This is a genomic window from Tessaracoccus aquimaris (assembly GCF_001997345.1).
Lineage (GTDB): Bacteria > Actinomycetota > Actinomycetes > Propionibacteriales > Propionibacteriaceae > Arachnia > Arachnia aquimaris.
Window position 1 is genome coordinate 3,874,615 of record NZ_CP019606.1, and the last position, 23,859, is coordinate 3,898,473.

Consider the following 23,859-nt stretch of genomic DNA (forward strand, 5'->3'; position numbering starts at 1 on the left):
GTACCTGTCAGGCGCGCGGCTCCCGAATGAGCGCGGCGGCCTTCACGGGATCCTGCTCGCCGAGGTCGCGGCTCGGGCACAGGTCGTTGACGACGCATGCTCCGCATGCCGGGTTGCGGGCGTGGCAGCAGCGACGACCGTGCCAGATGACCCGGTGGCACACCATCACCCACTCGGACGGCGGGAACAGGTCGCCGACGGCGCGCTCGACGTCGTCGGGTTTGGTGCTCGCCACCCAGCCGAACCGGTTCGAGAGCCGGATCAGGTGCGTGTCGGGTGTGATGCCCGGCACCCCGAAGGCGTTGCCGAGCACCACGTTCGCCGTCTTGCGCCCCACGCCGGGGAGCGTGACGAGTTCGTCGAGCGTGCCAGGAACCTCGCCGTCGAAGTCGTCGACGATGCGGCGCGCGGCGGCGATGATGGCGGTGGTCTTGTTCCGGAAGAATCCGACCGGTTGGATGATCTCCTCGACGTCGGAGGCCTCGGCCTCCGCGAGGGCGCGCGCGTCGGGGTAGCGCCGGAAGAGGTCGACCGTCACGGCGTTGACGCGCCGGTCGGTCGACTGCGCCGACAAGATGGTGGCGATCAGCAACTCGTAGGCCGAGGTGAAGTCGAGCTCGGCCCGTGCTTCTGGGTACTCGGCCGCGAGCGCCTGGTTGATCGCCTCCGGCTGGTCCATCAGGCCTCGACGACCAGTTCCAGTTCGACCGCCGCGTCGAGCGGCAGGACGGAGACCCCCACCGCGCTGCGCACGTGGACCCCCTGCTCGCCGAAGATCTCACCGAGCAGCAGCGAGGCGCCATTGGCGACGGCGGGCTGGCCCGTGAACTCCGGGTCGCTCGCGACGAACACCACGACCTTGACGACGCGTCGGATCCGGTCGATCCCGCCCGCCAGGTCGGCGACCGCCGCGATCGCGTTGAGCGCTGCGACCCGGGCTGCCGCAGCGGCGTCATCGGGGAGACGTCCCTGCCGACCTTGCCGGTCGCCGTCAGGGCGCCGTCGACCATCGGGAGCTGCCCGGAGGTCCAGATCTGATCGCCGGTGCGGGTCGCGGGGACGTAGGCGGCGACGGGGGCCGCGACGGGCGGCAGGACGATCCCCAGCCGCTCAAGGGCCTCGGAGAACGCCATCACTGGGCGATCGGGCGCTTGAAGTAGCCGACGAGCGTGTCGGGGTTCGGGCCGGGCGCGAGCTGGATCAGCTCCCAGCCGTCCGAACCGAAGTTGTTGAGCAGCTGCTGTGCCACGTGCGAGAGGATCGGCGCGACGAAGTATTCCCATTTGGTCATGGGGCTAGCCTGCCAGGTCGGCTGGCGCGCCACCAGTGCACCCGAGGCGTCGACCTCGGGCGGCCAGGTCAGGGGAGGTCGCCCTCTTCCGCGTCGCGGAAGCGGGGCAGGTTCGAGGGCTTGATGGCCACCTCGGATCCCTTCCCGCGCGACGCGATCGCGTCGACGACCGCGTCAAGGGTCGCCTTCGCCTCGCTGATGGTGGCCTCGGGCTTCTTCACCTGGGAGAACTTGCCCCTGCCGAGCGTGAACAGCACTCCTGCGACGAGCACCGAGAACAGCACCGAGATCACGAAGCCGAGGGTGAAGGATCCCCATGGGCCGATCGGCGTGATCGAGTGCAGCAGCAGACCGACGGCAAGCGCCACGACGATCACCAACATCCACAGCGCGTGGAAGAGGAACACTGCGGCCCCGGCGAAGAACCCGGCGCCCAGGCCCGCGGCCTTCGCCGTCGGCTTGAGTTCCGCTGCTGCCAGCTCGGACTCCTTGGAGACGAAGTCGGCGACGGCGTCCTTGATCTCCACCAGTGGGTGGCGTGGCTCGATTGGCATGGGGCTCCTTCCGCAGGTGTCAGCCTAGTGCGGTCTGCGTCCGGCCACTACCCGTGGGGGCTAGTTGGGGTCACAGGGGATGGCGAGGGCGCTCTCGGGAAGCACGACCGGGCCGGTCAGTTCCTCGTGGTTGACCCATGCCCTGCAGCAGACCATCTGGAACGGCAGCCGCAGGCTCTCACCGGGTCGCACCGCACCGTCGAACAGCTCGCTGACCTGGGACAACAGCCCCGCCAGTTGGTCGGGTGCCAGGTTTGATGCCAGCGGTTGCGCCCGCACCAGGTTGAGCAGGTCCGCGTGGCTGACGTCCTGCCAGACCCTGAACGCGCGCTCCTCGACCTCGGGAAAGTACTTGCTCTCGCGCAGCCGGGCGAGGCTCTCGTGACCGTAGTTGCCCTTCATGGCCATCGGATCGAATCGCCTCAGCAGGGCGGCGAGCCTGCGCACCCACGGCACCGAGTCGTCCCGGATCAGGTACGAGGCGCTGAGGCAGCCACCGGGGCGGAGCACCCGGGCGATCTGGGGGAGCGCCTCGGCAAGGTCCAGTCGGTGCAGCCTCTGATGCGTGAAGACGACCTCGAACTGGAACGGGTCGGTCGGGATGGCCTCGGGGCGGGCGAGCAGCGCCGTGATCCGGGGCATCGCGTTCAGGGAGCCGACGACACGTGGGTCGTCACTCAGGGCGAAGACCGCGTGGCCTGCCCGGTCGAGCCGCTTCGGCCAGGACACGTCCCCGGCGAGCACCAGGCCGCGGACACCTCGCCACACGGACAGCCAGTCGACGGCCTCTGTGGGGATGGCGGTTCGGCTCATGGTGTCCTTTCGGCGGTCGACGGGTCCGAACCAGGGTAACCGGGTCGCCCGGAACTTGGCGCCAGCGACCCGGGGATATCCACAGCCTGTGGCGGGAGGTGAAAGGTCCCTGGAGATGCGGCGAAACATCGGGGCATGGAACCACATGTGTTGCTGTGCACCAGGGACCCGTCGGTGGTCGAGGCGGTCGAGGTGAGCGCCGCGACGCAGCAGATCGAACTGCGCGTCGTGGCAGACGCGGCCGAACTGCGGGCGGCGTGGCCCGCGGCCGTCGTGCGGCTGCTCGGGGTCGACGCGGCCTCCAGGTGGGGCGCCGTCGGCCCCGGCGAGGCGTACGTCGTGGGCGGGCCTGCCGCAGAGTTGACGCGCTGCTCGGCGGAGTTGAGCCTCCCGGTGCTTCCCCTGCCCGACGAGTCGGGACGGCTGGCTGCCGTGCTGGCAGGCTCCGCCCGTGGCCCGACGCGTGGGGGGCGGGTGCTCGCTCTCGTCGGGGCCTCTGGCGGCCTCGGCGTCAGCACGCTCGCCGCCTCGCTCGCGCTGCTCGCCGCGCGCTCAGGCACCTCGGCGGGGGTCGTCGACCTGGCACCGGCGAGCGGCGGCCTCGACCTGCTGCTCGGTGCCGAGACGGTGGAGGGGGTGCGCTGGCCCGACCTGGCGCTGGCACGCGGCGAGTTGGGCGACCTGCGCCCCCTGCTTCCGCAGGTTGCCGACGTGGCCCTCCTGGCGCAGGCCCGCGGGGTCGGCCCGCCGCCTTCGGGCGACGCGGTCGACGCCGTCGTCTCGGCCCTGGCCGCGTCAACGGACCTGACGGTCCTCGACTCCGGCCGGTCCGGCGCGCCGCGCGGGGTCGACCAGACGCTGCTGGTGGTCGGAGCCGACGTGCGCTCGGTCGCGGCGGCGCAGATGCTCGACCCCGAGCTGCGCCCGAGCGCCTTTGTCGCGCGGAGCGGGCCGGGCCGGAGGGTGCCCGCAGCGGTGATGTCGCGGACACTCGGCCTGGAATGCGCGGGCGAGATCGGTCACGACAAGGCCCTTCCGCGGCTCGCCGAGATGGGCCTGCCTCCGTTGCCCGGCCCTGCCCGGCGCTTCCGCCGCGATGTCGCCGCGCTGCTCAGGTGGCTGCTCGATGCCTGAGACCGACTACGACCACCTGCGCGCCCGGCTCGCGTCGCTCGGGCGGCCCTTCGCGCCAGCGGACGCCGCCGTCGCCCTCCGGGAACAGGGCCTTGTCATCACCGACGCGCTGCTTCGTGAGGCGATCGCCGAACTGCGCCGCGGCAGCGTCGGGGCGGGGGCGCTCGACGGACTGCTCGCAGAGCCCGGCGTCTCCGATGTCGTCGTCAACGGGCCGTCCGACGTCTTCGTCGACCGTGGCGCGGGCCTCGAGCGCGCCCCGCTTACCTTCGCAGACGACGAGGAGGTCCGGCGGCTTGCCATCCGGCTCGCAGCAGCGGCCGGGCGACGCCTCGACGACGCCTCGCCGTTCGTCGACGGGCGCCTCCCGAACGGGGTGCGGCTGCACGCGGTGCTGGCACCGGTCGCCGAGCCGGGCACCTGCCTCTCGTTGCGGGTGCCTGCCCGGCGGAGCTTCTCGCTTGCCGATCTCGTCGCCGCGGGGTCGCTGCCTCCCGACGGGGCACTGCTGCTGGAGGCACTCGTGGCGCGCAGGGAACCGTTCCTGATCACCGGGGGCACCGGCTCGGGCAAGACCACGCTTCTTGCGGCGCTGCTCGCGCTCGTCCCGGCGAGGGAACGCATCGTCCTCGTCGAGGATGCCCGTGAACTGGTCCCCGCCCATCCGCACTGCGTCCGGCTCGAGGGCAGGCCGCCCAACGCAGAGGGTGCCGGGGCGATCACGCTGACGACGCTGGTGCGGCAGGCCCTGAGGATGCGGCCCGACCGGCTCGTGCTCGGCGAGGTGCGCGGCCCGGAGGTCGCCGACCTGCTGACTGCCCTCAACACGGGCCATGAGGGAGGATGCGCCACGGTGCACGCCAACTCCATCGAGGACGTCGTCGCCCGGGTCGAGGCGCTGGCGGCGCTCGGAGGGATGACGCGGGAGGCCTGCCACGCGCAGGTCGCCTCCGCGCTGAGGGTCGTGATTCACGTCGCGCGCTTCCCGGATGGTCGGCGCAGGGTCGAACGGATCGGCGTGCTGGAGCGCGCCCAGGATGGGCAGGTCCGGGTGGTGCCCGCCGCGACCATGACCCAGCACGCCGTCACCTTCACCGCCGCCGGTGCGGCACTGAGGCAGTGGCTGCCATGACGGCCGCGATGCTTGCGGCCGTCGCGGCGCTGCTCCTGATCGGGGCCCCGCCTCACGCGCGGCTCGTGGCGCGTCGCCGCACCCGGGGCGCCAGGCGGCCTCTCCCGTGGCGGGTCCTCCCCGCCGCGGCGCTCCTGGTGGGTGTCGTGGCCCTCCTCGCGCCCGGGGCCCTCTGGTGGATCCTCGCCGCCGCCATCTCGGGTGGCACCTGCGCGATCCTCGTGCGCGGACACCGGGCCCGCAGAGCCGAGCTTCGGCTCGCCAAGGAGTGTGCCAGGGCTGCACGGGTGCTCGCCTCGTTGATGGCGGTCGGGAAGATCCCGACCGCGGCGCTGCTCGACGCCGCCGAGGACTGCCCCGTGCTCGGCCAAGCGGCGCAGGCCGTCCGACTCGGCGGCGACGTCGCGGGCGAACTCGACCGTGCCTCCGGGCGCCGTGGGCTTGAGCCGCTGCGTTCCATCGGGGCGGCTTGGCGTCTCGCGGAGCGGACGGGTGCCCCGATGGCGGCGATCCTCGCGAGGGTCGCCGACGACCTGCGCCGCAGGCAGCAACTCGATGCCCTGATCGAGGCCGAACTTGCCGCAGCAAGGGCGAGCGGGCACATCATGGCGGCGCTGCCCTTCCTGGCAGTCGGGCTGGGGTTCGCGGTCGGCGTCAACTCGCTGCGGTTCCTCACCGGGGACCCGTTGGGCAGGGTGCTGCTCGTGGTCGGCGTCTCCATGACCGCCGCCGGGGTGCTCTGGATCGATGCGCTGGCCCGTCCGCGGAGGAAGAGGTGACCGGGGCGGTCCCGCTGGCCGCGCTGACGGCCGCGCTAGGGATGGCTCTGCTGCTGTCGAGTCCCGGCGCGGCACTTGGACGGTTACGCACGCCGGCCCGGCCGGCGGGCGCGCCACCGGGTCGCGACCCGCTCGGGGTGCCACGGCGACGGCTGATCGCGATCGCGCTGGCGTGTCTGGTCCTGGTGCTGGTGCCCGGCGTCGCAGCCGTCCCTCTTGCGGTCCTGTTCGGGGGCGCCGCGTTCGTGCTACTCGGGCGGCTCCCCGCCAGGGCGAGCCGTCCTGCCCCGGCCGCTCAGGTCGCAGAGACCCTCGAGTTCCTGGCCGTCTGCCTCGACGTCGGGCGGCCCATGTCCCAGGCCGTCGCTGCGGTCGCGGAGGCGTCGCCGGAGCCTAGCCGAGTACTGCTGCGCCAGGTCGGGGCGCACCTCGCGCTGGGGAGGGCGGGGCCGGACGCTTGGGAGGAACTGCGCCACGATCCGGTGTGGGGGAGCGTGGCCGTCGACGTCGCCCGGGCCGAGCGCTCAGGCACACCGGTCGCGGCATTGCTGCGCGTCCACGCCGACGACGCCCGCCGCGAGTCACGCGATGCGGCCGTGAAGGCGGCCCGCACGGTGGGGGTCCGCTCCGTGATGCCTCTGATGCTGTGCTTCCTTCCAGCCTTCATCCTGGTCGGCGTCGTCCCCATCATCGCCGGGCTGCTGCGCGGCTTCTTCGGCTGAGATCTGGCTGTCTGAGCGGCCTGGCAGAGTTGGTGCGTGAACTACGAGTGGGTGCTGTCCGGCCGGGAGGTGGCGGCGACGGCGACGCGGGAGCCAAGCGTCGCCGTGGTCGCCGACTGGCCGGACTGGCTGCCCACTCAGGCCGCGGAGGCCATCGTCGCCTCGGGTGTCGAGCGGGCGTGGGCTCACCAGGTCGAGTTCGCCGAGCATCTGTTCAGGGGCAGGCACGCCATCGTCAGCACCCCGACCGGTTCGGGCAAGACGCTTGGCTACCTGTTGCCGATCCTCGCGGCGCAGCACGGACGGATCGGTTTCACCGTCGACTCGGCGCGTACCCGACTGACTGCGCCCCGGCACACGGCGCTGTACCTCGCGCCCACCAAGGCCCTCGCCCACGACCAGGCACGGGCGGCGGCGGCGCTTGGCCCGCGCGGTTGGCGGGTGGCGGCGCTGGACGGCGATTCCGACGTCGCCGAGCGCCGGTTCGCCCGGGAGCATGCCTCGTTCATCCTCACCAATCCCGACATGCTGCACTTCTCGGTGCTCCCCAACCACGAGCGCTGGGCGTCATTCCTGGGGTCGCTGCGCTACATCGTCATCGATGAGGCGCACCGGTACCAGGGGATGTTCGGGGCACACGTCGCACAGGTGGTGCGGCGGCTGCGTCGGCTGGCCGCGCTTCACGGTGCCGAGCCGGTGGTTGCGCTGTCGTCGGCCACCGCGCCCAACGCGGCCGAGTTCGCGGCGACGCTGATCGGCGCGGAGGCCGTCGAATCGGTCAGCGGGGACACCTCGCCCGCAGGTCGCCGCACGGTCGCGCTCTGGCGCCCCTCCGGGTCGCTGCGCACCGACACGGCCCGACTGCTCGCCGGGCTGTCCGACCGGGGAGCCCAGACGATTGCCTTCGTCGCGTCGCGCCAGGGTGCCGAACTCGTGTCGATCGCGGCACAGGAGCAGGCCTCCGATCCGGCGCGGATCGCCTCCTACCGGGGCGGCTACCTCGCGGCCGACCGGCGAGAACTGGAGGCGGGGCTGCACTCGGGGCAGTTGCGCGGACTCGCCAGCACCAACGCGTTGGAACTGGGCGTCGACATCGCCGGGATGGATGCCGTCCTGGTGTCCGGATATCCGGGGAAGTTGGCGTCGTTCTGGCAGCAGGCGGGGCGCGCGGGCAGGCGGGGCCAGGACGCCCTCGTGGTGCTGCTCGCCAGCGAGAATCCGCTCGACGCCTACCTGATGGAGCACCCAGAGTTGGTGTTCGAGGTCCCCGTGGAACGGGCCGTGCTGCACCCCGACAACCCGAGGGTGCTCGGCCTGCACCTGGCGGCCGCGGCGCAGGAGTCGCCGCTTCGCGACTCTGACGACCGCTGGTTCGGCCCGGCGACGGCGGCGACGGCAGCGGCGCTCGTCGGCCAGGGGGTGCTCCGCGACCGCAACGGCAGGTACTTCTGGACCAGGCCGGATCGCGCCGTGGACTTCATCAACCTCAGGTCGATCGGCGAGCGCCCCCTCGACATCATCGAGCGGGACACGGGCCGGGTCCTCGGGGTGGTGGACATGGCCGCCGTCGACCGCACCGTGCACCCCGGCGCCGTCTATCTGCACCAGGGGGAGTCCTTCCTCGTGGATCACCTCGACGTCGAGGAGCACCAGGCGTTGGTGGTCGCCGGTCGACCCCGCTACTACACGCAGCCGCAGTCCACCTTCGACATCCAGATCGTCCGGGAGGCGGAGCACCGCCGGATGGGCATCACGCGGCTGTGCCGCGGGGAGGTGCGCCTCGACTCCCAGGTGCTCGGCTACCTGCGTCGCGACGAGGTCACCCATGAGGTGTGGGACTCGACCCCGCTGGAGATGCCCCGCCGACGGCTGACGACACAGGCGGTGTGGTGGACGGTCCCTGCGTCGTTGGCCAAGAGGCTCGGGTGGGAGGAGCTGCGCATGGGTGCCGCGGCGCACGCCATGGAGCACACGGCGATCGGGCTGTTGCCCGCCTTCGCGCCCTGTGACCGGTGGGACATCGGCGGTGTGAGCACGGCGCTTCATCCCGATACCGGCCTGGCCACGATCTTCGTCCACGACGGCATGGAGGGCGGGGCGGGCTTCGCCTATCGCGGGTACGAGGAGGCCGAGCAGTGGCTGCGGGCGACCCTGGAGCGGCTCACCCGGTGCGGCTGCACCGACGGCTGCCCGGCGTGTGTCGTCTCACCTAAATGCGGCAACGCGAACCAGGTTCTGAACAAGGCCGATGCCGCCGAGCTGCTTGCCTTGCTGCTCGACTGATTCGGCTGTCCACAACACCCGGTGTTGTCCGTGCCGGGCCGTCCACACGGCGGGTGGAGGTGGCATCGGGGTGGTGGTTTGGCGGATGAAAGGGGTGTCCGGCTGAACCGCAGCTGGCAACCGAAAGGAACCGGCCATGTCCACCCTTGTCACCCGGCAGCGTCCGCTGCGTCGGCTCGCCCAGCGCGGCCTCACCACCGTCGAGTACGCGATCGGCCTGTTGGCCGCGGCGGCCGTCGCGCTGGTGCTGCTGCGCATCTTCAACGACAACACCTTCTTCAAGACCATGTTCGACTGGGTCATCGACATCTTCGGCAAGGTCGCCGGAGGCCTCTGATGCCCGGCAGGGGCCCGGGCGGCCGTGCTTGCCCGCGGCCCCGCCGCCGGCAGCGGGGCATGGTCACCGTCGAGTTGGCCATCGGCTGCATCACGGCGGTGCTCGTCACCGCCTGCCTCGTCTCCCTCGCGATGTTGGGCGTCGCGCAGAGCGCCTGCGCCGAGTCGAGCGCCCAACTCGCCCGGCAGAGCGCCCGTGGCGACGACGCCGCGGTCGCCGCCGCCCGGTCCCGGGCACCCGAGGGTGCCCGGGTCAGCATCGACAGGGGCGAGGACGGCGTGACGGCCGAGGTGCGGGTGACGGTCCCGGTCCTCGGCGTCGGCGGCGTCACCGTTGGCGCCAGGTCCTGGGCCGCCTACGAGCCGGGGCAGGGGCCGTGAACAACGCAGCACGAGGTGAGCAGCGCGGCAGCGCAGGCGCGGTCCTGACCGTCGGCATCGCGCTGGCGACCGCTGGGGTCTTCGTCGTGGCGATGGTCCTGATCCACTGGTTCGCGATCTCCCGCCAGGCGGAGCAGGCCGCCGAACTCGCCGCCCTCGCGGCGGTCGGAGCGGCATCGATGGGCGAGGAGCCCTGCCAGGCGGCATCCGAGGCCGCCTCCCGCAACGAGGTCTCCGTCGCTGACTGCATCGTGCGGGGCGAGGGGCGGCATGTGGTGGTGGAGGTCAGCGTGCATGCCGACCTCACGCCGACGCTCCCGGGTGTGCCGGGCAGTCTCACGCGCCGGGCGACCGCGGCGACCTTCTGATGGCTCGCCGCCGCGGACGGCCCGCCCGCGGAGGCCGTGACGGACGGTGGTGAGCCTGCGCTGGCGCTCCCTGGCCTCGGAGTGGGCTTGCGGGTGACACCGGCGAACGGTGACCGGCGGCCGGTGGCCTCGACGCGCTGCAGCAACTGTGGGGTGCCGATGCGGCGACATCGCCGGGCCGCAGGTCAGCGTGGAATCGGCACGTCGGCGCCCTGGTGTCGGAGGTTCGGAGTGCCCGGGTGTCGGAGGTTCGGAGTGCCCAGGTGTCGGAGGTTCGAAGTGTCCAGGTGCAGGAGGTTCGGCGCGCCCGGGTGTCGGCGGTTCGGAAGCGGAGGGGGCGGGTGGGGGTGGGGAATAGGGAGGGACGGTCATCGCGCGGCTGGCACGTCGTCTCCGAAGACCGGTCGCCGAGCGCATCTCCGTCGTGTCCCGCCCTGCGGTTCTCGGCTTGGGTTGGGGTTGGTTGGCAGCGCCTGCGGCTAAGACCTCGTGGGTGCCCGGCCGCCCGGTGGCTCGCGCCCGCTCCCCAGCGGCCTCTCTCTCGGGGCCCTGGCTCAACCGGAGGATCCGCACAAACATGCCGTCGCCCTCACCCTGCAGACCTCTCGGCGGACGAGGCTCCTGGCGTCGCGCTTCGAGGGGAGGGGCCAGAGGTCGGGCGTTGACAAGCGTCGATGTCGCCGCCTCGACGGATCCTTCGCGATGCGCCGCGCGAGGGGTTCTGGAACCGTAAGCTCTGCTCCACTTCGAGCGAGGAGGCGGCAATGCCCTGGTTGGAGATCATCGGCTGGGTCGGTTCCGGCTTAGTGGTCTGGTCGTTGATGGTGGCGCGCGTGATCCGGTTCAGGTGGATGAACCTGGCGGGGTCGGCGATCGCCACGGTCTACAACGGCGTCATCGGCGTGTGGCCCTTCATGGCCATGAACGCCATCATCGCCGTCATCGACATCTACTGGCTGTTCCGGCTGTACCGCGAGAAGCACGACGCCGGGGTCTTCGACGTGGTCGAGGTCGGGGCAGACGACGCGTACCTGCGCCGGGTCCTCGACTTCCACGCGGACGACATCGCCGCCACCGCCCCGAACTTCCGCCCAGATGCGGTGTCGGCTGACTGCTCCAGTTGGCTGGTGGTCCGGGGCGACGAGACGGTCGGGGCCGTGCTTGTCACTCCGGGGGAGCCGGGCGAGGCCAAGGTGGAACTCGACTGGGTGACGCCCCGGTTCCGCGACTTCACTCCGGGGGAGTTCGTCCACTCGCGTTCGGGGATCTTCGCGGCGAAGGGGTACGAGCGCGTGGTCGTCGAGAACGCACCCGAGTCTGAGGCCGGCTACCTCAGCCGCGTGGGTTTCACGCGCGACGGTGCCCGCTGGGTGCGACCCGTGGTCGCCCCCGCAGCCTGAGCCCGCAGCCCGCGGGGGGCGCGCGACCGGCAGCCCGCGGGGGCGCGCGACCGAAGGATCCGCGCCAACCGTGGCCCGTCGGCGGCTGCATTCGCCGCTGGCGGCCGCGCCGACCGAACGACCCCGTCCCCGCGGACCACCGGTCCTGTGGCTCGGGGTGAGCGCGACTGTCGGCCCGTCGCCGCGCGTTGAGCGAGACGCTGCAACCTTGCCGCAGCGCGCGACGCCAACGGCGTCCGTCCGTCCGGTTGGCGCCGATCGAGGGCTTCGAGGGCCGCACCTCCCGCGGGGTGGCTGAGACCGGCCAGACACCGGCGGCCCGCCTCCGGCGCTGTTCGGCGGACACGGGTTTGCGCGCACGGGAGCAGGGTGTCGCCCGGCATGGGACTCGGAAGCGAAAGGGGCGGTCAGAGCAGTTCCGTCGGCGCCGTGGAACTAGGCTGAGGCCATGACCTATGTTGCGGCGGAAGACCGCTATGAATCGATGCCGTACCGGCGCCTGGGGACCTCAGGGCTGAAGCTCCCCGCCATCTCGCTCGGGTTCTGGCACAACTTCGGTGACGACAAGCCCGTCGAGACGCAGCGCGCCATCATGCGTCGCGCGTTCGACAAGGGCGTGACGCACTTCGACCTCGCCAACAACTACGGGCCCCCCTACGGCGCCGCGGAGACCAACTTCGGCCGCATCATCGCGGAGGACTTCGCCCCCTACCGCAACGAGTTGGTGATCTCGTCGAAGGCCGGCTGGGACATGTGGCCCGGCCCGTACGGCTTCGGAGGGTCCCGCAAGTACCTGCTGTCCTCGCTGGACGACTCGCTGCAGCGGATGGGCCTCGACTACGTCGACATCTTCTACCACCACCGCCCCGACCCGGAGACCCCGCTCGAGGAGACCATGGCGGCCCTCGACCAGGCCATCCGGTCCGGCAAGGCGCTGTACGCTGGCATCTCGTCCTACTCGGCGGGCCTGACCTCGGAGGCGCAGGCGATCGCGCGGTCGCTCGGAACGCCGCTGATCATCCACCAACCGTCGTACTCCATCCTCAACAGGTGGATCGAGGACGGCGACCCCTCGCTGCTGCAGGCCTGCGCCGACAACGGGATGGGCGTCATCGCGTTCTCCCCGCTCGCCCAGGGCATGCTGACCGGCCGCTACCTCGACGGGATCCCGGAGGGTTCGCGCGCCACTCAGGGCAAGTCGCTGAGCACCGACCTGCTCTCTGACGAGAACATCGAGCACCTGCGCCAACTGAACGCGATCGCCGAGCGCAGGGGCCAGAGCCTCGCCGAGATGGCCATCGCCTGGGCGCTGCGCGACCAGGGCGCCGCATCCGTGACCTCGGTGGTGCTCGGCGCCTCGTCTGTCGCCCAACTCGACGACAACCTCGGAGGCCTGAAGAACCTCGAGTTCAGCGCCGAGGAACTCGCGACGATCGACCAGCACGGCGGCGTGCAGGGCATCAACCTCTGGCAGGGGGCGACCGACTCGGTCAAGTGAGCCGCCTGCCCATGGCAGTGAGATCCGGCCCCCGGTGCCGTTACCGGGGGCCGGCTGCTCCGCGCTGAGGGCAGGGGACGGCGGCGCACTCGGCCTAGGATGACGGGGTGCCGAACACCACCATCGATGCGGGGCGCCTGCGCGCCGACCTCCTCGCCGCCTGCTACACCGTCGACGCCGTCCTGGACCGGATCGGTGAGGCGGGGCAGGACGGCCTCGGCCGCAACATGACCGTCCCCGCCGACGTTGCCCTCGGCGGCGCACGCGACCCCCTCGCCGCCCTGATCCGGCTGTTCCTGCTGCAGCGCCGCGTCCCGCGGGCCGACCTGGCAGGGGTAATCGACGTCGAGTCGCTGACCGCGGCCGGGTACCTGTCGCCGGAGGGCGAGAACCTGGCTGCCGACGTCGACATCCGGCCCTATGGCTCTCCCGACGATGGGGCCTCCGGTTGGGTCGTCAGCGACCTGACCCCGGGCCTCGACCTCAACATGACGCCGACTCGCCCCGACTACGTGCTCGGCGTCTCCCCGGCGTCGACGACCCTCGCGCAGATCACCGCCCGCACGCCGGTCGCGTCGGCGCTCGACCTCGGCACCGGCTGCGGCGTGCAGTCGCTGCACCTCGGCAGGCACGCCACCCACGTCGTCGGCACCGACGTCAACGCCCGGGCCCTCGACCTCGCGGCGCTGACCGCCGCACTCAACGTTGCGGACGTCGACCTGCGCGCCGGGTCCCTGTACGAGCCGGTGACCGGCGAGAGGTTCGACCTGATCGTGTCGAACCCGCCGTTCGTGATGAGCCCGCCCAGCGCGGAGGCCGAGACCCTCACCTACCGCGAGGCGAACTTCGAGGGCGACCGTCTCGTCGAGACGCTGGTGCGCGGCGCGGCCGATCACCTCAACCCCGGCGGCTCGCTGCAACTGCTCACCAACTGGGCGATCCTCGACGGCCCGTGGGAGGAGCGGCTGCGCGACTGGGTGCCGGAGGGCTGCGACGCGTGGTTCATCGAGCGGGAGCGCCTTGACGTCTACTCCTACATCGAGATGTGGCTGACGGACGCCGGGCTGGCGGGCACCCCGCGCTGGCGTTCCGCCTATGACGAGTGGCTTGCCTACTTCGACCGGCTTGGCATCCGCTCCGTCGGGATGGGCTGGGTCCAGATCACCCGCGCCGAACGGGCCGAGCCGCACCTGCGGTTCGAGAGTTGGCCGCACGCGGTCGCACAGCCGGTCGGTGACGTCTTCGCGCGCAACGCCGAGGCCGTCACGGCCTCGCTGCTGCCCGTCGGTGAACTGCTGGCCGCCCGCCCCATGCTGGTCGACGTGGAACAGGAGATGATCGGACGCCCCGGCGCCGAGGACCCTGAGCACGTGGTGTTCCGGCAGCGCGTCGGGCTGCTGCGCGCCGTCAAGGCCGACACCGCGCTCGCCGCGGTCCTGGGGGCGCTCGACGGTGACCTGACGCTCGGTCAGGTGGTTGCCGCGGTCGCCGCCGTCCTGGAGGTCGACCCGGCAGAGCTGGCCGCGGGCGTGCTGCCCGAGGTGCGCAAGGCGCTGCTCGACCAACTCCTGCGGATCGTCTGACGCGACAGCCGATGCGCGTCGAGTGACGGTGCGCCCTTCCCGACCCCGTCTCCGGGCGTCATCTGGTGCCCGCGACCGGAGGGCTTGAGCAGCATCCGTAACTCGTTGACGATTGGATCGCGAAAATGCGGCACCCGACGCAACGAACAACGACTACTGCTCAACGCAGAGTCGCGCACCGCCGCGGCGTCGCGCACAGCCGCACACAGCCGCGGCGTCGCGCACCCCCGCCGAGTCTGACCGCAGCCGAGTCGGAGCGGAGCCCCCGCCGCTTCCGGCGTCCAGCCAGGCAGTGGCGATGACGTGGACCAACGCAGCCGAATCGGTCTGGCCCGAGGCTGGATCAAAGGGTGACGCCTCGCGCGAAACGGGCGACGATGTCGGTGCGCCTGGCTAGGATCCGCGCAAGGGAACGGGAGACCGATGGGCACGAATGGATCCTCAGCCAGGACGGGCCGGACGACGCGACGACGGGCGGCGCTCGCCACGATGCTCGCCGTGCTCGCGGGCGCCCTCTGGCTGGCGACCCCGGGCGGGGCGCTCGCCGAAGACGACGGGCTCTTCGAGACCAACGACACCCGCTACGTCGTGGCGGCCGACGGCAGCCCCGTCAAGGTCACCGTCGACCTGACGCTCCGCAACACCGTGCCAGACGTGCGCACCTCAGGAGGCGTTCGCTACTACTACTTCACCCGCTACCTCGTGGCGGTGCCGACCGGCACCCAGAACCTCCGCGCCACGTCGAACGGCCGCAGCCTCAACGTCAGCCTCGAGAAGGCTCCGGACCCCGCCTTCCAGGACATCCAGACGGCGGCGATCTCCTTTCCCGAACTGCGCTACGGCAAGACGAGATCCATCTCGCTGACCTACGACCTGCAAGGAGCGGACATCCGCTCGAGCGACCTGTCGCGGGTCGGCAAGGGGTACGCGGCGTTCATCACGTCGGCAACGGGGGAGGCGGGACACACCAGCGTCGAGGTCGTCGCGCCGAAGAGCTACGAGTTCCACGCCTCCTCCGACGCCTTCACGGAGACCCGCTCCGGTGCGACCACGGCCTGGAAGTCGACCAAGGCCACTGACGACCTCGGCATCTGGGAGTTCGTCACCCTCCGCGACCACGACCTGGCGGGCGAGGCCACCGTCACCATCGGGGGCGACACGGTCCGACTGCTCAGCTTCCCCGGCGATGACGCCTGGTCCGACTTCGTCGCCGACAAGCTCACCGCGGCCGTGCCCCACTTGGAGCGGCTGACCGGCACGCCGTGGCCGGGAGGGCTCGACACCGTCGTCGAGGACGTGTCGCCGACCGTCACCGGCTACGCCTGGTTCAACGCGGCGACCAACGAGATCCTGCTCGGGGAGGAGTTGGACACCCATCTGCTCGTCCACGAGGCGTCGCACGTGTGGTTCAACCACAACCGGATCGGTGACCGGTGGCTCCAGGAGGGCCTCGCCGAGGTGGTCGCCACCCGGATCGGGCCGACGATCGGAGGCACCGAAGACCCGCCAACGGCCCCGAGCCCGACGGGGAAGGGCGCGTTCAAGCTGTCGACGTGGAGCGATCCGGAAGGCCGGGCAGGCGAGACGGACAGCTACGGCTACCCGGCCGCCTACGCGGCGGTCGAAGAACTGATCGGCGACCTCGACGACGAGTCCTTCGCGGAGGTGGTCTCCGCCGCGCTCGGTGGCGAGTCGGCCTACGAGCGGCCCGGAAGCACCCTCAACAGGTCCGGCACCGGCACCAGACGGTTCCTCGACCTGGTCGAGGACCGCGGGGGCAACGCCTCGGCGGACGCCACCTACCGGACCTGGATCCTTGACGAGGGCGCCTCGGCGCTGCTCGACGAGAGGGCCGAGTCGAGGAAGCTCTACCGCGCGATCGACGGCTCCGACGGCGCATGGCAGCCCCCGAAGGGCCTCAGGTGGCTGATGACCGACTGGCAGTTCTCGGACGCCGACGAGTTGATGGGCGACCTCGACGCCACCGCCGCCGCTGCGGGACAACTGCAGGACGACGCGGCCGCCGCCGCCCTCGATCTGCCTGCATCGTTGCGGGAGGGCTACGAGTCGGCAGACGTCCCGAGCGGCTACCAGGAGTCGGGCAAGGCGATCCGCGCCGCCATCGACTCCGTCGCCGAGGTGGACGACGCCACCCGGGCGGTCGAGGAGGCCGGCGACCCGGTCTCCGAACTCGGCGAGGCGATCCTCGGCACCGACGCCCAGGTCGACGCCTCCCGGGCCGCCTTCTCCGACGGCGAGTTCGCCGCCGCCGACCGGCACGCCCGGACGGCGGCCAGCCAGTCCCGAATCTCCGGGCTGCTCGGGATCGCCACGGTCGCGGCGGCCGTCCTCGCCCTCGGCGGACTGACCGTTCTCGCCGTCGCGTTGCTTCGCCGACGCCGGCCCGCGGTCGAACCGGCCGCGACGACGCCGTTTCCTCCCGGGCCGCCTCCGGGCGACCTCCGCTGACCCGCGCGGCCACCGGGTGCTGACGCAGCCGATGATGGGACCCATTGACCTCGCAGGCTATTGTTCGAGGAGTTTCCAACCCCGGAGGGTGCTTCCTGATGGCTTCCAAGCGTCTCGTGATCGTGGAGTCGCCGACCAAGGCGACCAAAATCGCCGGTTACCTTGGCCGCGACTACATCGTCGAGTCGAGCCGCGGCCACGTCCGCGACCTGCCCACCTCTGCCTCGGAGGTGCCCGCCAAGTACAAGGGTGAGAAGTGGGCGCGCACCGGCGTCAACGTCGACGATGACTTCCAGGCCATCTACGTGGTCTCGCCGGAGAAGAAGGCGACCATCAAGGACCTGAAGGCCAAGCTCGCCGGGGTCGACGAACTCCTGCTCGCCACCGATGGTGACCGCGAGGGCGAGGCCATCGCGTGGCACCTGCTGCAGGAACTCAAGCCGAAGGTGCCCGTCAAGCGGATGGTGTTCCACGAGATCACCAAGCCCGCCATCCTCGAGGCGGTCCAGAACCCGCGCGACCTCGACGTCGACCTCGTCGACGCGCAGGAGACCCGCCGCATCCTCGACCGCCTCTACGGCTACGAGGTCTCCCCGGTGCTGTGGAAGAAGGTCATGCCGAAGCTGTCGGCCGGCCGCGTGCAGTCCGTGGCGACCCGCCTCATCGTCGACCGGGAGCGCGACCGGATCGCGTTCGTGCCCGCCGGCTACTGGGATCTCGACGTCACGCTCGACGCCGGGGCCGACGCCGACCCGCGCAACTTCCCTGCCCGCCTCGTCGACCTGGACGGCACCCGCATCGCGCAGGGCCGCGACTTCGACTCGCTCGGCAAGGCGAAGTCCCAGGAACTGCTCGTGCTGGACGAGGCCTCCGCCCGCCGGATCGCCGAACTGCTGAACGCGGCAAAGCCCGTCGTCAGTTCCGTCGAGTCCAAGCCATACACGCGCCGCCCCTACGAGCCGTTCCGCACCACCACCATGCAGCAGGAGGCCGGACGCAAGCTCGGGTTCTCCGCGCAGCGCGCCATGTCGGTCGCCCAGGAGCTCTACGAAAAGGGCTTCATCACCTACATGCGAACCGACTCGATCTCGCTGTCGGGGCAGGCCATCAACGCCGCCCGCCAGCAGGTCCTCGACCTCTTCGGCGAGCGTTTCCTCCCCGAGAAGCCGCGCGTCTACACGTCGAAGGTGAAGTCGGCCCAGGAGGCCCACGAGGCGATCCGCCCCGCAGGTGACGCGTTCCAGCACCCTGACGAGACCGGCCTGGTTGGCGACACCTTCCGGCTCTACCAGCTCATCTGGCGCCGAACGCTCGCCTCGCAGATGGCCGACGCGCGCGGCGAGTCGGTCACCATCCGGATCGACGCGACCCTCGCGGGCACCGCCGACGACGCCAAGGACATCGGGCTGGTCGCCTCCGGTCGCACCATCACGTTCCCAGGCTTCCTCAAGGCCTACGTGCAGGGCACCGACGACGACTCCGCCTCGGACGACGCGCAGACCCGCCTGCCCATCCTCGAGAAGGGCCAGGCCCTCGACGTCGCAAAGGCAGAGCCGGCAGGCCACGAGACCCGGCCGCCCGCCAGGTACACCGAGCCGTCGCTTGTCGCGAAGCTCGAGGAACTGGAGATCGGCCGACCCTCGACCTACGCGTCGATCATCCGCACCATCACGGCGCGCGACTACGTGTTCAAGAAGGGCTCCGCGCTGGTGCCGACGTGGCTGGCGTTCGCCGTCACCCGGCTGCTTGAGGAGCACTTCTCGGAGCTGGTCGACTACGACTTCACGGCGCAACTCGAGGACCAGCTCGACGAGATCGCCGCGGGCCGCGCCAAGCGCCTCCAGGTGCTCTCCGACTTCTACCGCGGTCCCGACGGCGACGCGCACCAGGGGCTCCAGACGCTCGTCACCGAACTCGGCGACATCGACGCCCGCGCACTGTCGACCTTCCCGCTCGGCGACTCCGGCATCGACGTGCGCGTCGGTCGCTACGGCACCTACGTCGAGGCCTCCGACGGTCGCCGCGCCAACGTGCCCGAGGACACCGCCCCCGATGAGCTGACCGCGGCCCACGCCGAGGAACTGCTCGCCAACCCCCTCGACGCGGAGCGCGAGCTCGGCGTCAACGAGGAGTCGGGGAACATGGTGGTCGCCAAGAACGGCCGCTACGGCCCCTACGTCACCGAGGTGCTCCCCGAGGATGCGCCCAAGTCGGCAAAGCCGCGCACCGGTTCGCTGTTCAAGTCGATGTCGCTGGACTCCGTCGACCTGCCCACCGCGCTCAAGCTGATGAGCCTGCCGCGCGTGGTCGGGGCCGACCCGGAGGGCAACGAGATCACCGCCCAGAACGGCCGCTACGGCCCGTACCTCAAGCGCGGCACCGACTCAAGGTCGCTGACGAGCGAGGATCAGATCTTCGACATCACGCTCGAGGAGGCCCTGGCGATCTACGCGCAGCCGAAGACCAGGGGAAGGGCGGCCGCCGCCGCGCCGCTGAAGGAGTTCGGCAACGATCCAGTCTCCGCCAAGCCCGTCGTGCTCAAGTCGGGCCGGTTCGGCCCGTACGTCACCGACGGTGAGACCAACGCCACGCTGCGTCGGGACGACTCGCCGGAGGAGATCACGCCAGAGCGGGCCTTCGAACTGATCGCGGAGAAGCGCGCCAAGGGGCCCGCCCCGAAGCGCAAGCCGGCAGCCCGCAAGGCGCCCGCGAAGAAGGCCCCCGCGAAGAAGCCCGCGACCAGGAAGTCGAGCGCCTCGTAGCGGCACTAGTCTGACGCCATGGCCAACAAGCGCAAGCGGATGGAGGTCCTCCGGCTGGAGGTGCCATTCAGCTCCGAGTCTCCGCACCTGACCTCGGAGGCGGTGGGGCTGCCGCGCGTCATGCACCGCCCTGCGGCCAGCCTCGAGATGGACGCCACCGTCCTGGACTGCGCCGACGGCAGGCTGCTGCGCGACGGCGTCATCGTCGCGCACCGCATCATCGGCGGCTTGGGGGAGTGGTACCTCGCGGCCCCGCGCTGGTCGCCGATCCTTCCCGACGAGCGCATCGAGCCGCTCGGGCACAGCGGCGACCTGCCCGATGAGTTCGCGAGCTACATCCGCCCGTTCGCGCGACACGGCGTGCTCGGCACCATCGCGGGCCTTCACTCCGAGCGCGACGAATGGGCCCTGCGCGACGACGACGGCGAGATCGCGGCCTACGTCAAGGACGAGAAGGTCACCATCCGACGCAGCGGCATCACGACCGCGCGCTACCGCGAGATCACCGTCACCCCGACCCGCGCGCTGACGGGGCAGCAGCGCGAGTTCCTGCTCAGCGCGGCGCTTGCCGTCAACGCGATCGTGGTCGACAGCTTCCCGACGCTGCAGCAGAGGCTCGGGGCGCCCGCGACCGGCCTGACGAACTACCCGTTGCCGCAGGCCCTTCGACGTGACTTCACGCTGGAGGAGTTCGCCACCGAGGTGTTCGCGGGGCACCTGCAGTCGATCCTGCTCGCCGATCTCGCCAGGCGCGCCGAGGACCGCGACGACCTGGCCGACCTCAACGCGGCGCTGTGGGCCTTCGGGCGCGACCTGCGCGGCCTCGCGCCCGTCCTGGAGCCCGCCTGGCGCGAGTCTCTCGAGCAGCGGCTCAGCGGCCTGCCCTTCGAGTCCGCCGCCGACCTCGAGCCCGCCGTCCTCGACGTGCTCGACGCGCTCGTCGGGTCCGTCCTCGCGCCGCGCCTGGGTGACCTGTCGCAGCGACCGGCGGCGGAGGTGCTCTTCGAACGCGCCGAACAGGCCACCTACATCCTCGCCGACCGCTGCCGGGCCCTCGGCGTCACCTCGCCCGACGACAAGTGGCAGGCGGCGCTGCGGGCCGCCGAGCAGCTCGACGTGGCGGCCGGGGTCGCCGCCCCGCTGTTCCCCAAGGCGATGGGCAGGCTCCTCAACCAACTTGAAGACCTGCTCGACGATCTGCGAGGCTCTGCGGTCGGGTCGCTTGCCGGTGACCCGGAACTCGACGGGCTGTCCGCCGAGCAGGCCTACCAGTTGGGGCTCGACGCGGAACGCCGCCGCTCTGGCGTGCGGGAACGCCGCGCCCAGTTCATCCGACGGTGGCCCGACCGGGTGGTCGCGGCGCGCAAGGTGCTCGCCAAGGCGGAGAAGAAGCGGAAGTGAGTCGATGAGCGGACTGTTCGTGGTGTTCGAGGGGGCGACTCGGTCGGCAAGAGCACCCAGGTCGACCTGCTCGACCGGTGGCTGACCACGGAGGCCATCCCCCATCGCACCACCCGGCAGCCCGGCGGCACCGAGGTCGGCGCCGAACTGCGCCGCCTCGTCCTGGACCCCGTCTTCGGGGACGTGTCGCCCAGGGCCGAGGCCCTGATGTACGCCGCAGACAAGGCCCAGCACGTCCACGAGGTGATCGCCCCCGCACTGCAGCGCGGGGAGGTGGTCGTCAGCGACCGCTACGTGCTGTCGATGATCGCCTACCAGGGCGCGGGCCGGGAACTCGAGATGGACGACATCGCCCACATCGGCTGGTGGGCCGTAGGAGGGCTCCGGCCCGACCTGACGGTGCTGCTCGACGCCGACCCCGACGAGGCGGTCGCCCGGATCGCGGACAAGGACCGCCTCGAACAGGCGGGCCTCGACCTGCACCACCGCGCGCGGGCCTTCTTCCTCGACCAGGTCGCGGCCGACCCGGGCCATTTCCTGGTCTTGAACGCGCGCGACACCCGCGAGGCGATCGCCGCCGCCATCCGGGAACGGGTCTCGGCGCTGCTCGCAGACCTGGCCTGAACACCGCAGACCCCCTGCCTATTCCGGCGTTCCTCGCTCAGCGAAATGCCGTCCAGGAACGCACTTCGGCGGTTCCCAAGCGCCGCCGCGCGTGTTTGACTTCCCGGCATGACCCCGCTGCGACAGCGCATCCTGACCGCCCGACGTGCGGTCGATTACATGCGCGTCTCCAGCGCCCTGTGTCGCGCCTGACGATCCCCCGACCGTCACTCGCACCCAGGAAGAAATCATGCTCAAACTCGTTCTGCTCGCCCTCGTCGGCCTCGCCGCCCAACTCGTCGACGGGTCGTTGGGGATGGCCTACGGCGTCACCTCCACCACCCTGCTGCTCGCCATCGGCACCAACCCGGCCACCGCGTCGGCGACCGTCCACCTCGCCGAGATCGGCACCACTCTCGCCTCGGGAGTCTCACACCACCGGTTCGGCAACGTCGACTGGAAGGTCGTCGCCCGGATCGGCATCCCCGGCGCGGTGGGGGCCTTCCTCGGCGCGACGGTGCTCTCCAAGCTGAGCACCGAGGCCGCCACCCCCGTGATGGCACTCATCCTCCTCGCTCTCGGCGCCTATGTCCTCGTCCGCTTCACGTTCTTCGGCATCTCCACCCGCAACCTCGGCAGGCGCCTGCAGACCAGGTTCCTCGCCCCGCTCGGCGTCTTCGCCGGATTCGTCGACGCGACGGGCGGCGGCGGTTGGGGGCCCGTCGGAACTCCCGCGCTGCTTGCGAGCGGACGGATGGAGCCACGCAAGGTGATCGGCACCATCGACGCGAGCGAGTTCCTCGTCGCGATCGCCGCGAGCCTCGGGTTCCTGATCGGGCTCGGCAGCGAGGGCATCGTCTGGAGCATGGCCCTCGCGCTCCTCGCGGGCGGACTCGTCGCCGCCCCCATCGCCGCCTGGCTGGTTCGTCACCTCCCGCCGAGGGTGCTGGGCTCGGCCGCGGGTGCTGCCATCGTCATCGTCAACGTGCGCTCTCTGCTGAAGGCCTTCGACGCCCCGCAGTGGCTGCACGCCCCCGCCTTCGTGGCGGCCTTCGCCGTCGGGGCCGCCGCCGTCGGTTGGGCCGTGCGGGCGCACCTGCGAGCCAAGGCTGAGGCCAGGGCCGCGGCCGCCAGCGAGGATGATGCCGTCGTCGCGTGATGGCAGGATGGTGCCCTGACGAAGGGTGGCCCCATGGGTGACGTGTACTCCGAACTGATCGGGCAGGAGCGGGCCGTCGAGACGCTGCGCCGCGCCGTCGACGGTCGACGCCACGCCATGACCCACGCCTGGCTGTTCGTCGGGCCGCCCGGGTCTGGCCGATCCAACGCCGCCAAGGCGTTCGCGGCGGCCCTGCAGTGCCCCAGGGGTGGCTGCGGCGAGTGCAACGAGTGCCGCACCACCTTGTCGGGGGCCCACCCGGACGTCACGCTGCTTCGAACCGAGCAACTCTCGATCGGCGTCGATGAGGTCCGCGCGCTGGTCGGCAGGGCAAACGTGTCCCCCGTGAAGGGGCGTTACCAGATCGTCGTGGTCGAGGACGCCGACCGGATCACCGAGCGCGGGGCAGACGCCCTGCTCAAGGGCCTCGAGGAGCCTGCGCCGCGCACCGTGTGGCTGCTGTGCGCGCCGAGCCCCGACGACGTCATCATCACCGTCCGCTCCCGGAGTCGGGTGATCAGGCTGGTCACCCCGAGCGACCAGGCCGTCGCGGCGCTCCTGGAACAGCGCGACGGGGTCGCCCCGGCGCTTGCCGCGCACTCGGCGCGGGCCGCTCAGGGGCATGTGGGCCGCGCCCGGATGTTGGCCCGCAACGAGGAGGCCCGGATCAGGCGCCGGGAGATCCTCTCGCTGCCCGGCCGGCTGACGTCGGTGACGGCGTGCCTCGACGCGGCGCACAACCTGGTGGAGTCGTCCGCGCAGGAGGCCGCCCAGGCGACCGCCGAACTCGACGCGAAGGAGATGGCGACGCTCCAGGAGATGTTGGGGCTCGGCGGTCGCGGCGCGAAGCCGCGCAACGCGCAGGCCGCCATCCGGGACCTCGAGGACCAGCAGAAGGCGCGCGCCAAGCGACTGCAACGCGACGCGCTCGACCGGGTGCTGACCGAACTCACGGGCTACTTCCGCGACGTGCTGGCGGCCCAGACCGCCCCCGGCGTCGCGCTGGTCAACTCCGACCTGGCCGACGAGATCGAGCCCATCGCGCGCCGGTCGACACCCGAGCAGACCGTGCATGCCCTCGACGCGATCCTGCAGGCCCGCACCGCCCTCGAGGGCAACGTCGCGCCGCTGCTCGCGTTCGAGGCGCTGCTGATTTCGCTGTCTCTGGCCGGTCGCACCTGAGCAGAGCGG

The 23,859-nt window shown here is 71.4% G+C and carries 20 protein-coding genes and 2 pseudogenes; 17 read left to right on the top strand and 5 right to left on the bottom strand.

All coding sequences use genetic code 11. The features are described 5' to 3' along the window. Positions 1-7: 7 nt before the first annotated feature. From nth to BW730_RS17640, 5 genes and pseudogenes are all read right to left on the bottom strand, one after another. Complete coding sequence (gene nth / locus BW730_RS17625) at positions 8-679, bottom strand: endonuclease III (protein WP_077687411.1); 672 nt, start codon at positions 677-679, stop codon at positions 8-10. Then, a pseudogene (locus tag BW730_RS17630) lies at positions 679-1,133 on the bottom strand (RidA family protein). The gene nth and the pseudogene BW730_RS17630 overlap by 1 nt, the downstream one beginning before the upstream one ends. After that, a complete protein-coding gene (locus BW730_RS18805; protein ID WP_193432347.1) occupies positions 1,133-1,291 on the bottom strand; it encodes a DUF4177 domain-containing protein in 159 nt (52 codons plus the stop codon). Before BW730_RS18805 ends, BW730_RS17630 begins: the two are co-directional and overlap by 1 nt. Positions 1,292-1,359: 68 nt before the next feature. Beyond that, positions 1,360-1,845 carry a phage holin family protein gene (locus tag BW730_RS17635; protein WP_077687412.1) on the bottom strand — a complete coding sequence of 162 codons (486 nt, stop codon included), beginning with the start codon at positions 1,843-1,845 and terminating at the stop codon, positions 1,360-1,362. 60 nt (positions 1,846-1,905) lie between these two features. Next, on the bottom strand, positions 1,906-2,658 hold the full coding sequence (locus tag BW730_RS17640; protein ID WP_077687413.1) for a class I SAM-dependent methyltransferase: 753 nt from the start codon (positions 2,656-2,658) through the stop codon (positions 1,906-1,908). A 135-nt stretch (positions 2,659-2,793) separates the two neighbouring features. Between BW730_RS17640 and ssd the strand changes: the two genes are divergently transcribed. The 17 genes and pseudogenes from ssd (at position 2,794) to BW730_RS17725 (ending at position 23,850) form a co-directional block, all read left to right on the top strand. Next, positions 2,794-3,792 carry a septum site-determining protein Ssd gene (gene ssd / locus BW730_RS17645; protein WP_077687414.1) on the top strand — a complete coding sequence of 333 codons (999 nt, stop codon included), beginning with the start codon at positions 2,794-2,796 and terminating at the stop codon, positions 3,790-3,792. Then, complete coding sequence (locus tag BW730_RS17650; protein WP_077687415.1) at positions 3,785-4,924, top strand: TadA family conjugal transfer-associated ATPase; 1,140 nt, start codon at positions 3,785-3,787, stop codon at positions 4,922-4,924. Before ssd ends, BW730_RS17650 begins: the two co-directional genes overlap by 8 nt. After that, on the top strand, positions 4,921-5,703 hold the full coding sequence (locus BW730_RS17655) for a type II secretion system F family protein (RefSeq protein WP_077687416.1): 783 nt from the start codon (positions 4,921-4,923) through the stop codon (positions 5,701-5,703). Before BW730_RS17650 ends, BW730_RS17655 begins: the two co-directional genes overlap by 4 nt. Next, the gene (locus BW730_RS17660; RefSeq protein WP_077687417.1) at positions 5,700-6,425 is read left to right on the top strand and encodes a type II secretion system F family protein; all 726 of its coding nucleotides are present in this window, start codon (positions 5,700-5,702) and stop codon (positions 6,423-6,425) included. The genes BW730_RS17655 and BW730_RS17660 overlap by 4 nt, the downstream gene beginning before the upstream one ends. 36 nt (positions 6,426-6,461) lie before the next feature. After that, positions 6,462-8,708: a DEAD/DEAH box helicase gene (locus BW730_RS17665; protein ID WP_077687418.1), complete on the top strand. Its 2,247-nt coding sequence runs from the start codon at positions 6,462-6,464 to the stop codon at positions 8,706-8,708. Between the two features lie 136 nt (positions 8,709-8,844). Then, positions 8,845-9,045: a DUF4244 domain-containing protein gene (locus BW730_RS17670; protein WP_077687419.1), complete on the top strand. Its 201-nt coding sequence runs from the start codon at positions 8,845-8,847 to the stop codon at positions 9,043-9,045. 59 nt (positions 9,046-9,104) lie between these two features. After that, the gene (locus BW730_RS17675; RefSeq protein ID WP_077687420.1) at positions 9,105-9,425 is read left to right on the top strand and encodes a TadE family type IV pilus minor pilin; all 321 of its coding nucleotides are present in this window, start codon (positions 9,105-9,107) and stop codon (positions 9,423-9,425) included. Further along, positions 9,422-9,793: an Rv3654c family TadE-like protein gene (locus BW730_RS17680; protein ID WP_077687421.1), complete on the top strand. Its 372-nt coding sequence runs from the start codon at positions 9,422-9,424 to the stop codon at positions 9,791-9,793. The genes BW730_RS17675 and BW730_RS17680 overlap by 4 nt, the downstream gene beginning before the upstream one ends. Before the next feature lie 764 nt (positions 9,794-10,557). Next, the gene (locus BW730_RS17685; protein WP_077687422.1) at positions 10,558-11,193 is read left to right on the top strand and encodes a hypothetical protein; all 636 of its coding nucleotides are present in this window, start codon (positions 10,558-10,560) and stop codon (positions 11,191-11,193) included. Positions 11,194-11,641: 448 nt separating this feature from the next. Continuing rightward, a complete protein-coding gene (gene mgrA / locus BW730_RS17690; protein WP_077687423.1) occupies positions 11,642-12,691 on the top strand; it encodes an L-glyceraldehyde 3-phosphate reductase in 1,050 nt (349 codons plus the stop codon). 107 nt (positions 12,692-12,798) lie between these two features. Beyond that, positions 12,799-14,274 (top strand): DUF7059 domain-containing protein, encoded by a 1,476-nt coding sequence (locus BW730_RS17695; RefSeq protein ID WP_226996898.1) that lies wholly within the window; start codon positions 12,799-12,801, stop codon positions 14,272-14,274. 423 nt (positions 14,275-14,697) lie between these two features. After that, the gene (locus BW730_RS17700) at positions 14,698-16,743 is read left to right on the top strand and encodes a gluzincin family metallopeptidase (RefSeq protein WP_145952960.1); all 2,046 of its coding nucleotides are present in this window, start codon (positions 14,698-14,700) and stop codon (positions 16,741-16,743) included. 98 nt (positions 16,744-16,841) lie between these two features. Beyond that, positions 16,842-19,505 carry a type I DNA topoisomerase gene (gene topA, locus BW730_RS17705; RefSeq protein ID WP_077687425.1) on the top strand — a complete coding sequence of 888 codons (2,664 nt, stop codon included), beginning with the start codon at positions 16,842-16,844 and terminating at the stop codon, positions 19,503-19,505. A gap of 18 nt (positions 19,506-19,523) precedes the next feature. Then, positions 19,524-20,906, top strand: coding sequence for a hypothetical protein (locus BW730_RS17710; protein ID WP_077687426.1), 1,383 nt, complete (start codon positions 19,524-19,526; stop codon positions 20,904-20,906). A gap of 4 nt (positions 20,907-20,910) precedes the next feature. Continuing rightward, positions 20,911-21,530 (top strand): annotated as a pseudogene (gene tmk, locus BW730_RS17715) (dTMP kinase). Between the two features lie 229 nt (positions 21,531-21,759). Next, positions 21,760-22,668 (top strand): sulfite exporter TauE/SafE family protein, encoded by a 909-nt coding sequence (locus tag BW730_RS17720; RefSeq protein WP_077687428.1) that lies wholly within the window; start codon positions 21,760-21,762, stop codon positions 22,666-22,668. Between the two features lie 33 nt (positions 22,669-22,701). Next, positions 22,702-23,850 (top strand): DNA polymerase III subunit delta', encoded by a 1,149-nt coding sequence (locus BW730_RS17725; protein ID WP_077687429.1) that lies wholly within the window; start codon positions 22,702-22,704, stop codon positions 23,848-23,850. The last annotated feature ends 9 nt before the right edge of the window (positions 23,851-23,859 follow it).